This window comes from Anaerotignum lactatifermentans DSM 14214 (genome assembly GCF_900142265.1).
Lineage (GTDB): Bacteria > Bacillota > Clostridia > Lachnospirales > Anaerotignaceae > Anaerotignum > Anaerotignum lactatifermentans.
Genome location: NZ_FRAH01000089.1, coordinates 1 through 11,211 on the forward strand (window position 1 = coordinate 1; position 11,211 = coordinate 11,211).

The following is an 11,211-nucleotide window of genomic DNA, read 5'->3' on the forward strand; positions in this document are numbered from 1 at the left end:
CAGTACCAAAACAAATATTACCGCCAAATGCTCAAACAAAAAGGAATCCGGCAAAGTATGAGCCGAAAGGGTAACTGTCTGGACAATGCTGTCATGGAAAATTTCTTTGGACTGCTTAAGAGTGAACTTCTCTATCTCCAAAAGTTTCAATCCATGGAACACTTCAAACAAGAATTGGTGGAATATTTGGATTATTATAATAACCATCGAATCAAAGCAAAACTAAAGGGCTTGCCGCCTGCGATTTACAGACAACAAGCCCTTCTGGCTTCTTGAACAATTTTAATTTGAAAATATTGTCTAACTTTTTGGGTTCAGTTCACTATGATAAGGGTTTCGGCTTTTTTGTTTTTTGTGAAAGGATTCAAAAAAGAAATATTTCTTATTTTGTTGGAAAAACAACGGAAATGAACATGGCTTTGTCATAAAATAGAGCCGTAGAAAACAATAGGATTTCAAAAGGAGGCGGAAGCCATGGGATATATCAAAAACATTCCACATGAAAATAGATTGCGTCTGGCGGAACAGGTCAGCATTCAGCCGGGACAGGTGGTCAGCAAAACGCTGGCACAGAATAAAGCAGTTAGTTTGACTATTTTTGCATTTGATAAGGATGAAGAAATCAGTACCCATGCATCTCATGGGGATGCCATGGTGACAGTGCTGGAAGGCACCGGAAAATTTACGGTAGACGGCAAAGAATATATTTTGGAAGCAGGGGAAACACTGGTAATGCCAGCAGGAAAACCCCATGCCGTTTATGGTCAGGAAGCATTCAAAATGTTATTAACAGTTATTTTTCCTTTGGAAGGATAAAAGATAGATGAAAAGGAGAGAAGAATGATGAATATGTTTTGTTTTCAGTGTCAGGAAACAGCAGGCTGCAAAGGCTGCACAAGAGTGGGGGTATGCGGGAAAAGCGCGCAGACAGCAGGCTTGCAGGATTTATTGATTTATGTGACAAAGGGGCTTTCCGATGTGGCAACAAAGCTGCGGAAAGCAGGTAAAAAAGTTGGAACAGATGTGAACCATCTGGTGACAGAAAATTTGTTCATCACCATTACAAACGCTAACTTTGATGATGAAAAAATTACAGCACGCATTGTGGACACATTGGCTTGTAAAGAAGCATTGCTGGCAGAATTGGGCAGTGATGCAGGTTTGACAGAAGCTGCAAAATGGAACGGAACAGAAGAAACTTTTGCGGAAAAAGCCGCACAGGTAGGCGTTCTTTCCACAGAAAATGAAGATATCCGCAGTCTACGGGAAATGATTGTGTATGGTCTGAAAGGCATGGCTGCTTACAGCAAACATGCAAACGCACTGGGCAAGGAAAGCGAAGCCATTGATGCATTCCTGCAGGAAACACTGGCAAAAACGCTGGATGACAGTCTGGATGTGGAAGCCCTTGTGGCATTGACTATGGAAACAGGTAAATACGGCGTAGACGCCATGGCAATGCTGGATGAGGCAAATACAACTGCTTACGGCAATCCACAGATGACAAAGGTTGCGCTGGGTGTACGGAAAAATCCTGGTATTCTGGTTTCCGGTCACGACCTGAGAGATTTGGAAATGCTGCTGAAACAGACAGAAGGCACAGGAGTAGACGTGTATACACACTCTGAAATGCTGCCTGCACACTACTATCCCGCATTCCAGAAATACAGCCACTTTGCAGGCAACTATGGCAATGCATGGTGGAAACAGAAAGAAGAATTCGAAGCATTCAATGGCCCTGTGCTGTTGACCACAAACTGTCTGGTACCTCCCCTGGAAAGCTACAAAGACCGTGTGTATACCACTGGCGCAGTTGGTTTCCCCGGGTGTAAACATATTCCCGGCGGCGTTGGAGAAGAAAAAGATTTCTCCGCATTGATTGCACATGCAAAACAGTGCCCTGCACCTACAGAACTGGAAACAGGTGAAATCGTTGGCGGTTTTGCACACCATCAGGTATTGGCTCTGGCAGACAAGATTGTAGAAGCCGTAAAGAGCGGCGCTATCAAGAAATTTGTGGTGATGGCTGGCTGTGATGGCCGCAGTCCCAAACGGAATTACTATACAGATTTCGCAAAGGCACTGCCCAAAGATACTGTGATTCTCACAGCAGGCTGTGCGAAATACAAATACAATAAACTGGATTTGGGCGACATCAACGGTATCCCTCGTGTGCTGGATGCTGGTCAGTGCAATGACAGCTACTCTCTGGCTGTGATTGCCCTGAAGCTGAAAGAAGTGTTCGGTCTGGAAGATATCAATGATTTGCCCATCGTATATAACATTGCTTGGTATGAACAGAAAGCAGTTATTGTATTGCTGGCACTGCTGTATCTGGGTGTGAAGAATATCCATCTGGGTCCCACACTTCCCGCATTCCTTTCTCCCAATGTGGCAAAAGTGCTGGTGGAAAACTTCGGTATCGCAGGTATTGGTACTGTGGAAGAAGATATGGAACTGTTCTTCGGCGAATAAGAATGGAAAGATAGAGTTTTTCAAAATACAGATTCCCCTTAAAAAATATATGAGATAAAATCTTCGTAAAAATAAGAAAGCTGGAACCCTTCATCTAGTAAGGATTTCAGCTTTCTTTATTTCTATAAAAGGATATTTGTATTAAGGTGTATCGTTTTCTATGGGCTCGCTTTTTTCATAAGCTGCCAGTCTTTCCTGCAAAGCATCCACCTGCGCTTTCCATTTTGCGTTGACGGCGGAAATTTCTTCGCTGCGCTGGGAAAGGAGGGTTCGCAGTTCTTCCAGTTCGTCATTCTTTTCCTCTCGTACTTGGGATGGGGCAGAAGCGGCGTATAACTGAGGTTGTGAAAGGGGCTGCGTATTTTCTGAAAAAATGGCAGGATGAAAATTGTTCTGCCTGTCGCCAATGGCTTCAGATGCAAAAGGATCAGATGCGCCTATGAATTCACCTTTCAGACTTTGCAGAGGGAAGGGGAATGTGCAGCGTTCCACAGGACCAATGGAAGTGCCGTTTTCACAGATACATCGCATAGGCAGGCCATTTGCGCACCAGAACAGTATGATCTTATCCTGCTGGCGATAAACCAGACAATGGTCGCAGGCAGAGCCGCTTTCCCAAAGGACGAAGGGACGTCCCACGGCAGAACCCTGTTTGCAGCGATAAACCACCTGATTGCGGAATAGGTTCCGGCTGAGATAGAGAATATGCATCTGCTGATTGTCTTCCAGAATGGAAAAATCTGTGCAGGTACCCCCTGTCTGGATGAGAGGGGAAAGACTGCCTAGGGTGAAAGGAGAAAGTAGGATTTCCCGAGCACTAATGGTGCTGCGGTGGGAACGATAGTACAAAATCACATGATTTTCCCCTAACCTGCGTCCCAGAAAAGGTGCTCCCGGCAGAGGCAGAAAATGGTCGATTTGATATGGCGGCTGCCACTGTCCTTTCTGGAACAGGGCGTATTCCAAAATGTGATTGCCGCTTTGAGGCTGGGAAACGCCATAGAAAAGATGGAAAGCATCTTTTTGCGGTGCCATGAAACAATAGGTATTTTGCCATCGCTTGTCACCGGCATGCCACAAAGGGCGTGGTTCCCACTGCATCAAGTCAGAGGAGGCAGACAATATGAGCCTTCCGTCGGTGGTGGGATAGAGCAGGTATGTATAAGATTCATACTGACAAAGGGAAAAGGCGGAAACGCCTTCTGCGATACAAAAGGGGGTGTATCTGCCATCGGAAGTCTGTCTGCGGCACCACAAACGGTTATGTTCTAGGGAAAAAATAGCAATGTCCCCCTGTGGGGTTTTTAGATATTTCACATTGGGATTTTGCATGATTGACACTCCTGTCGTTTTTATCACTAGTATATGATAAAAAATAAAAAATAGAATTAATAAAATGAAAATAAAAATATATATTGACTTTAATAATATTAAATGTTATTTTAATAATATGAAAGGCGGTGAGGATGTGGAACGAATACCGGATTGGATCATGCAGTTGGAAGAAGAAGATTTGGCATTTATCAAAAATTTTGTACTGGCTTCTGGTTCTTTGAAAGAAATCGCAGGAATTTACGGCGTTACCTATCCTACGGTGAGATTACGGCTGGATAAACTCATCCAGAAAATACAGTTGACGGAACAGAAAGAACAGGAGCCTTATGTGCGGCTCATCAAAGAGCTGGCGATGGATGACAAATTGGATTTTGATACGGCGAAGCTGCTCATTACAGCATATCGGAAAGAGAAAGGAGAGAAGTAGGAATGGCAATGACTAATAGTGTATTATTGTGGATATTATTGATGGTATGGCTGGTGCCTTTTGCACTGTTCATTTTATTGCAGATTTTTCTCTGTCGGAAAGAGAATAAGTGGTTGGGTTTGATTTTACCGGCAATTTCGTTTTTAGGAAGTCTTGTTTTTTTGCTGCAGGCAACAAATGTGCGGGCAATGATACTCTCCTTTTTGGTATCAAACATTGGAACTGTCGTTTACCTGTTGATTTATGTTGGAATTAGGAGAAAAAAGAAGAAAAACAGCGATATGGATCAAATGAAAATTAAAGATTTGTAAAAGAAAAAGGAGTCCTTTTAGGGACTCCAATTTTGTTATATAAAATCAAAGACAGAACAGATTGCTGTTCTGTCTTTGATTTTATCAGGATTACAGTTTTTCCACTTCTTCCATCCATACACGATTGAAAGCGTCGGAAGGCATCCGCCAGTCACTGCGAGGAGACAGGCAAAGGGCACCAACTTTGGGACCATCAGGCAGGCAGGAGCGTTTGAACTGCTGCACGAAGAAACGGCGATAGAAGTTTTTCAGCCACTTCAGCAGTGTTTCCCGGTCATAGCTGCCGTCGAAGGCGATTTCCGCCAGATACAGCACTTTTGCAGGGCGGAAGCCGAAACGGAGAATATGGAACAGGAAGAAATCGTGGAGTTCATAAGGTCCAACGAGGTCTTCTGTTTTCTGGTTGATCTTGCCGTCTTTATCAGGGGGCAAAAGTTCGGGGCTGATGGGGGTATCCAGTACATCCAGCAGGATGCGGGAAGCGGTTTCGTCCACTTCTTTGGAATGAGCAACCCAGTTTACCAGTACACGTACCAGTGTTTTCGGTACACCGGCGTTCACGCCATACATGGACATGTGGTCGCCGTTATAAGTTGCCCAGCCCAGTGCCAGTTCGGACAGGTCGCCGGTACCGACTACCAGACCGTTTGTTTTGTTTGCCAGATCCATCAGAATCTGGGTACGTTCACGAGCCTGTGTGTTTTCGTATGTGACATCATGGATTTCAGGATCATGTTCGATGTCCTCGAAATGCTGGAGAGCGGCGTTTTTGATGGAAATTTCTTTCATCTGGATGCCAAGAGAACGCATCAGTTCCAGTGCGTTATTGTATGTGCGGTCGGTGGTGCCGAAGCCGGGCATGGTAACGCCCAGAACGTGATCTCTGGACAGACCAAGGTAATCACAGGCTTTGGCTGCAACCAACAGTGCCAATGTGGAGTCCAGACCGCCGGAAATACCAATGACCAATGTGTTCGCATGGGCATGTTCCATACGGCGTGCCAGACCAGTTACCTGAATCTGGAAGATGTTCTGGCAGCGTGCGTCCAGATGGGCATCGTCCGGTGTGAAAGGTGCCGGAGAAATATGACGATCCAATTTGCCCAGAGGAGATTCTGTCATAGGGAAATGAATTTCACGATAGAATCGCTGTGCTTCGGGCTGAGAAAGCTGACCCATGAATGTGGTATGGTGGCGGCGTTCGTTGGCAAGGACTTCCAGGTCGATGTCTGCCGCAACCAGCTGGCTTTCTCTGGAGAAGGATTCTGTTTCACAAAGGAGAGAACCGTTTTCGCAAATCAGGCTATGACCGCTGAAAACAGCGTCCTGTGTGGATTCGCCGATGCCTGCGGCAGCGTATACGTAAGCTGCCAGACAGCGGGAAGACTGCTGAGCAACCAGCTGATGACGATACTGGGGTTTGCCTGCCAGTTCATTGCTGGCAGAAGCGTTCAGCAGCAGTGTAGCGCCGTAAAGGCTCTGGTAAGAGCTTGGAGGAATGGGTACCCACAGGTCCTCACAGATTTCCACGCCGATTTTCAGGAAAGGAATGCCGTCGGCTGCAAAGAGCAGGTCTGCGCCAATGGGAACCATCTGACCTGCGTAGGAGATTTCCTCACTAATCAAATCGCCTGCAGATGCAAACCAGCGTTCTTCATAAAATTCGCTGTAGTTAGGGATAAAGGTTTTGGGAACCAGACCAAGGATTCTGCCCTGATGAAGCAGTGCTACACAGTTGAAAGTCTGGTTGTCTGCCATAACGGGAACACCGATGGCAATGACCATATCCAGTTCTGCTGTTTCCGCAGCGATTTCTTTCAATGCCTGTTCTGCTGCCTGAATGAGAGGAAGCTGGAAGAACAAATCACCACAGGTGTAGCCTGTCAGCGCCAGTTCTGGAAAAGTCAGCACACGGATGCCTTTTTCATTTGCTTCGCGAATCAGTTTGAGGATTTCTTCTTTATTGGAAATACAATCGGCAAGTTTCAGCTGAGGAACAGCAGCGCCGATTTTGACATAACCGAACATAATTTCACTCCTTAGAATTTTCTGAATAGACCAATAACTTTGCCCAGGATTGTCACATCACGCACGATGATGGGATTCATAGATGCGTTCTGGGGCTGCAGGCGAACAAAGTCTTTTTCTCTGTAAAATGTTTTGACGGTGGCATAGTCTTCGATGAGGGCTACAACAATGTCACCATTAGAGGCGTTGCTCTGCTGGCGAACAAGGATCAAGTCCTTATCGAAAATACCAGCCTCTATCATACTATCCCCACGAACCTTCAGCATAAACACCGTATCGTTATGGACATAATCCACGGGAACAGGGAAGGTATCTTCAATGTTTTCCACGGCAAGGATGGGTGTGCCGGCGGTGATGTTGCCGACGATAGGCACCTGTACCAGTTCTCTTGTGGGAAGATCGGGATTGTGGGGCGCTTCGTCCAGAATTTCAATGGCGCGGGGTTTGGTAGGGTCCCGACGAATATAGCCTTTTTTCTCCAGACGTGCCAGATGACCGTGAACAGTGGAGGTGGACTTGAGCCCAACGGCTTCACAAATCTCACGAACGGAAGGCGGATAGCCTTTTTCCCGTACTTCTGCTTTCATATATTCTAAAATCTGCTGTTGTTTTGCGGATAAATCGTTCATGTATTCACTTCCTTGTAGATTGCCCAATGGGCAGAAAAATAGATGTAACCATATTGTAACATAGGAAGGGAACAAAATCAAACCTGTGTTCGTTAAAGTATAAAAAGTAGTTGACAAAGAACGAATGTTCGTATATGATAAGAACAAATAGAAAATATGTTCGGTATTTAGGAGGGGTGAACATGGACGGAAGAAAAAGAAGACGCATGGTAAGAAGATCTAGAAAAGCAAGAAAGAATTTTTTAATCCTGCTGACAGTTGTACTGATTACAGGCATTGGAACCATCGCAATGGGGGCGCAGACACAGAAAACGGAGGAAGTCTACTATGAATCCGTTCTGATTCATTCCGGCGATACGCTGTGGGACATTGCGGCAGAGTATAAAGCAGACGGAGAAAAAACCAAACATATGGTTGGAAAAATTCAGAAATTAAACCAGATGCGTTCGGAACACATCCGTGCGGGCGAACGGATTCTGGTTCCTGTGACAAAAGAAGCAGTCTGAACAGAAGGGATTGTATGAACATGACAAAAGGCAGTTTCCGAAAGCAACGTCCTCTTAAGAAAATATTGATTTCTTAAGGGGAATTGCCAGGGCTTTCTTCGGAAGAAAACATATCAAATAAAATCTCAATAACATAAGGAAGCTGGAATCTTTTGTTATCATAAGGATTTCGGCTTTCTTTGTTTTCTCATGAAGATGCCCCAAAGCCGGAAAACTGCCTTTTTGGATTCTTACGCATTTTTTAATCTTTGCAAAACAGATATACATTTGTCTTTCGGTGTGATACAATAACTACATCAAAATCTTTTTGATATTTCGGTGAAAATCGAACAAACAGATAACGGATATGCTTTCTTATGGAGAAATGTGGATGCAGATTTTTCATGGAAATGGATATGCTGTTGGAAAGGAAGGTGGAGCGTATGCTGCCTTGGATTATCCTGCTTTGCATCGTTGGGTTGGCACTGGTATTTGCCGAAATGCTCATTCCCGGATTCGGTGTTTTTGGTATTTTGGGCAGTGTTTGTCTTTTGGGAACGGCGTTTCTGGTGGCAAAGGTTTATGGCATTACAGCGTTTTTGATTACGGTTGTTTTGCTGGTCATTGCTTTTGCATTGATGATCGTTCTGGCGAAAAAAAGCGGTTTTTATAACAAGGTTGTCCTGCGGGACAAACAGGAAGCCCAGGATTTTGACGAAAGCACATTACAGGGCTTGCTGGGAGCGGAAGGTGTGACACAGACAACATTGCGACCTTATGGCGTAGCTGATTTCCAGGGGAAAATGGTGGACGTATGTTCCAATGGGGATTTCATCGACCGCGGAAAGCGCGTGCGTGTGACACACATACAGGGGAAAACCGTGACAGTGGCAGAGTGTTAAAGTAAATAAGGAAAAAGGGGATGAATCAGTATGGGATTTGATATTCTGGCGTTGATTGTGCCAATTATATTGATTTTAGTTGTTGTTGTGATTTTCTTGAGTTTTGTACCTTTGGGGCTTTGGATTTCGGCAATTTCCGCCGGCGTAAAGGTGAGCATCTTTTCTTTGGTTGGGATGCGGCTCCGTCGGGTACGGGCTGATAAAATCATCCGCCCTCTGATTAAAGCGCAGAAAGCAGGCATGAATGTCAATGCCAATCAGCTGGAATCACATTTGCTTTCCGGTGGTCGTGTAGATAATGTCGTAGATGCTCTCATTGCGGCACACAGAGCCAATCTGGACTTGTCTTTTGAACGGGCGGCTGCCATTGACCTGGCAGGGAGAAACGTATTTGAAGCGGTGCGTATGAGCGTAACACCGAAGATTATCGAAACACCTTGGATTTCTGCTGTGGCTATTGACGGTATCGAAGTGAAGGTTATTGCAAAAGTTACCGTAAGAGCAAACCTAGGCAGACTGGTGGGCGGTGCCGGTGAAGAAACCATCATTGCAAGAGTCGGTGAAGGTATCGTTACAACCGTTGGTTCTTCTCAGAGCCATAAGAGTGTGCTGGAAAATCCTGACTTGATTTCCAGAACAGTTTTGGCAAAAGGTCTGGACAGCGGTACTGCATTTGAAATCCTTTCTATTGATATTGCGGATGTGGATATCGGCAGAAACATTGGCGCACATCTGCAGATCCAGCAGGCAGAAGCCGACAAACAGATTGCGCAGGCGAAAGCAGAAGAACGTCGTGCAACAGCAATCGCAATGGAACAGGAAATGAAAGCGGAAGTAGAACGCATGAAAGCAAAAGTTGTGGAAGCGGAAGCACAGGTGCCTATGGCTATGGCAGATGCTCTGCGCAGTGGGAACCTTGGCGTAATGGATTATTACAAATTCCAGAACGTACAGGCGGATACCAAAATGAAAACCAATTTTGCTGATACAGATCTGACAGGAGTTCTTCATAAAGAACCACCCAAAGATCAGAAATAATAGAAAAGGATAACATTAGAGAGGGAAGCGTTCTGGATAAAAGGAAGTGCTTTCCTCTTTTTCAAATAGAAGAAACGGAAGGCGATGAGATATGAAAATCAAAAACGGCATTGAGCGGGAACTGGGGAAGATCAAACGAAAGGAAGACCGTTTTCTGCGGGAAGAACCGAAAAAGGAAAATGAGAAGCTGGAAAGCGTAAAAGGTAAAATAAAAGAAAAGATTCCGCCGAAACTGGTGGATACATTGAATAAAGCTTTCACAAAAGCTTTCTATCTGGTGTTTGAAAAGGGAACAGCGGTGGTGGAGAAAACATTCCGCAAAGAGGACTTGAGTTTAGAATTTTCCGTAAATGATTTTCGGGTGCAGAAAAGTCCGACAGGGCAATCTGTGAGAAAGGTAGATCGACTTGCCAAGAAAAGCGGATTGGTCAATGCGTGTATTACCACAGCAGAAGGTGTTGGTTTGGGGCTTTTGGGCGTTGGTCTGCCGGATATCCCTCTTTTTATTGGCGTATTGATGAAAGGATTGTATGAAACGGCGACAAGTTATGGATACAGCTACGAAACAGAAGCGGAACGTGTATTTTTGCTGCGGCTCATCCGTGGAGCGCTGGCTTCTCCTGAAAATCGTAAGGAAGCTGATGAGGAAGTAGAAGAATGGATTCGGAAGAATGGAAAGGCTTCTATGTCATATGTATTTTCCGATGAAATTGAAAAAACAGCGGCGAGCCTTTCTATGACTATGCTGACTGCGAAGTTTATCCAAGGTCTGCCAGTGGTAGGCGCTGCAGGCGGATTGATGAATCCGGTGATCTATCGGAAGATACAGAAATACGCGGCAAGAAAGTATAAAAAAAGATATTTGCTGGAGTGTCAAGAAAAACGTGTATAAACAAAACCAAACGGGTCATACTAGGAGTGCAAGGGAAAACGGACTTGCAACTATAGACCGGGGAGGTTTCAAAACATGGAAAACATGAAGAAAAACAATGAAAAGAAACAGGAAAAAAGCATGAACAGAACTGAATTTGCCCAGGAATACAGCATGGATCACTGCAAATCCAACGGCAAACAGGCTGAAAAACAGCAGAAAACAAAGAACTCCAAAGCGTGAGGAAGAGAGAGTGCTTCTAAATAAAGGAGCACTCTTTTCCTAACAAATAAAAAAAGTGTCGGATTGTACGAGATAAAGTACTTGACGAAGCGGAGGAATCTTGGTAATATATGCAAGCACCACTGCTCCGGCAGATGGGACGCAAAACAACAGCATCGAAAGAAATAAAAAGTACTTAAAAAAGTACTTGACGGCGAAAAGAAAGTCTGGTAAGATAATCAGGCGTCGCTAAGAAAACGATGCAACAAAATAGAATATCAGAAAGCTTGCTTTCAAAAATCTCTGAAAAGTATTTAAAAAAGTATTTGACAGAATGAAACAAGCCTGATAAAATAAAAAAGCTGACACCGCAAACGGTGTGAGCAACAAACAAGACTGATCCTTGAAAACTAAACAGCAGAAATAAACTTACAACCCATAGTCAATTCGGTCAGTGAGTTTCGAACCGTTTATGGAGCGACCGACCT

The 11,211-nt window shown here is 44.7% G+C and carries 13 protein-coding genes; 10 read left to right on the forward strand and 3 right to left on the reverse strand.

Annotated elements, in window-relative coordinates; all coding sequences use genetic code 11:
* From BUB35_RS16180 to hcp, 3 genes are all read left to right on the forward strand, one after another.
* On the forward strand, positions 1–276 hold a 276-nt coding region (locus BUB35_RS16180; protein WP_143185481.1), incomplete at its 5' end, for an IS3 family transposase.
* Between the two features lie 198 nt (positions 277–474).
* Entirely contained in the window at positions 475–816 is a 342-nt protein-coding gene (locus BUB35_RS16185; protein ID WP_072853447.1) for a cupin domain-containing protein, read from the forward strand.
* Between the two features lie 33 nt (positions 817–849).
* The gene (gene hcp, locus BUB35_RS16190; RefSeq protein ID WP_416385641.1) at positions 850–2,475 is read left to right on the forward strand and encodes a hydroxylamine reductase; all 1,626 of its coding nucleotides are present in this window, start codon (positions 850–852) and stop codon (positions 2,473–2,475) included.
* Between the two features lie 141 nt (positions 2,476–2,616).
* On the opposite strand, the gene BUB35_RS16195 is transcribed toward hcp, so the two are convergent.
* Positions 2,617–3,807 (reverse strand): hypothetical protein, encoded by a 1,191-nt coding sequence (locus tag BUB35_RS16195; RefSeq protein WP_072853451.1) that lies wholly within the window; start codon positions 3,805–3,807, stop codon positions 2,617–2,619.
* Positions 3,808–3,943: 136 nt separating this feature from the next.
* Here BUB35_RS16195 and BUB35_RS16200 point away from each other — a divergent pair, with 136 nt between their 5' ends.
* Positions 3,944–4,237 carry a DUF2089 family protein gene (locus BUB35_RS16200; protein ID WP_330391258.1) on the forward strand — a complete coding sequence of 98 codons (294 nt, stop codon included), beginning with the start codon at positions 3,944–3,946 and terminating at the stop codon, positions 4,235–4,237.
* A gap of 2 nt (positions 4,238–4,239) precedes the next feature.
* Positions 4,240–4,548 carry a hypothetical protein gene (locus BUB35_RS16205; RefSeq protein ID WP_242949275.1) on the forward strand — a complete coding sequence of 103 codons (309 nt, stop codon included), beginning with the start codon at positions 4,240–4,242 and terminating at the stop codon, positions 4,546–4,548.
* Positions 4,549–4,638: 90 nt separating this feature from the next.
* Here BUB35_RS16205 and BUB35_RS16210 read toward each other — a convergent pair whose 3' ends face one another.
* Positions 4,639–6,576, reverse strand: a complete 1,938-nt coding sequence (locus BUB35_RS16210; protein ID WP_242949276.1) for an NAD(+) synthase — start codon at positions 6,574–6,576, stop codon at positions 4,639–4,641.
* Between the two features lie 11 nt (positions 6,577–6,587).
* Complete coding sequence (lexA, locus tag BUB35_RS16215) at positions 6,588–7,205, reverse strand: transcriptional repressor LexA (protein ID WP_072853455.1); 618 nt, start codon at positions 7,203–7,205, stop codon at positions 6,588–6,590.
* 182 nt (positions 7,206–7,387) lie between these two features.
* Between lexA and yneA the strand changes: the two genes are divergently transcribed.
* From yneA to BUB35_RS19135, 5 genes are all read left to right on the forward strand, one after another.
* Positions 7,388–7,711: a cell division suppressor protein YneA gene (gene yneA / locus BUB35_RS16220; protein WP_072853457.1), complete on the forward strand. Its 324-nt coding sequence runs from the start codon at positions 7,388–7,390 to the stop codon at positions 7,709–7,711.
* 356 nt (positions 7,712–8,067) lie between these two features.
* Positions 8,068–8,592 (forward strand): NfeD family protein, encoded by a 525-nt coding sequence (locus BUB35_RS16225; protein ID WP_084730754.1) that lies wholly within the window; start codon positions 8,068–8,070, stop codon positions 8,590–8,592.
* Positions 8,593–8,622: 30 nt separating this feature from the next.
* Positions 8,623–9,630, forward strand: coding sequence for a flotillin-like protein FloA (gene floA / locus BUB35_RS16230; RefSeq protein ID WP_072853461.1), 1,008 nt, complete (start codon positions 8,623–8,625; stop codon positions 9,628–9,630).
* Positions 9,631–9,721: 91 nt separating this feature from the next.
* The gene (locus BUB35_RS16235; RefSeq protein ID WP_072853463.1) at positions 9,722–10,522 is read left to right on the forward strand and encodes an EcsC family protein; all 801 of its coding nucleotides are present in this window, start codon (positions 9,722–9,724) and stop codon (positions 10,520–10,522) included.
* Between the two features lie 75 nt (positions 10,523–10,597).
* The gene (locus tag BUB35_RS19135; protein WP_159432909.1) at positions 10,598–10,744 is read left to right on the forward strand and encodes a hypothetical protein; all 147 of its coding nucleotides are present in this window, start codon (positions 10,598–10,600) and stop codon (positions 10,742–10,744) included.
* The last annotated feature ends 467 nt before the right edge of the window (positions 10,745–11,211 follow it).

Coding starts and splice junctions, on each gene's coding strand:
- BUB35_RS16185 (WP_072853447.1), top strand. CDS start 475: ATGGGATATATCAAAAACATTCCACATGAAAATAGATTGCGTCTGGCG.
- hcp (WP_416385641.1), top strand. CDS start 850: ATGTTTTGTTTTCAGTGTCAGGAAACAGCAGGCTGCAAAGGCTGCACA.
- BUB35_RS16195 (WP_072853451.1), bottom strand. CDS start 3,807: ATGCAAAATCCCAATGTGAAATATCTAAAAACCCCACAGGGGGACATT.
- BUB35_RS16205 (WP_242949275.1), top strand. CDS start 4,240: ATGGCAATGACTAATAGTGTATTATTGTGGATATTATTGATGGTATGG.
- BUB35_RS16210 (WP_242949276.1), bottom strand. CDS start 6,576: ATGTTCGGTTATGTCAAAATCGGCGCTGCTGTTCCTCAGCTGAAACTT.
- lexA (WP_072853455.1), bottom strand. CDS start 7,205: ATGAACGATTTATCCGCAAAACAACAGCAGATTTTAGAATATATGAAA.
- yneA (WP_072853457.1), top strand. CDS start 7,388: ATGGACGGAAGAAAAAGAAGACGCATGGTAAGAAGATCTAGAAAAGCA.
- BUB35_RS16225 (WP_084730754.1), top strand. CDS start 8,068: ATGGAGAAATGTGGATGCAGATTTTTCATGGAAATGGATATGCTGTTG.
- floA (WP_072853461.1), top strand. CDS start 8,623: ATGGGATTTGATATTCTGGCGTTGATTGTGCCAATTATATTGATTTTA.
- BUB35_RS16235 (WP_072853463.1), top strand. CDS start 9,722: ATGAAAATCAAAAACGGCATTGAGCGGGAACTGGGGAAGATCAAACGA.
- BUB35_RS19135 (WP_159432909.1), top strand. CDS start 10,598: ATGGAAAACATGAAGAAAAACAATGAAAAGAAACAGGAAAAAAGCATG.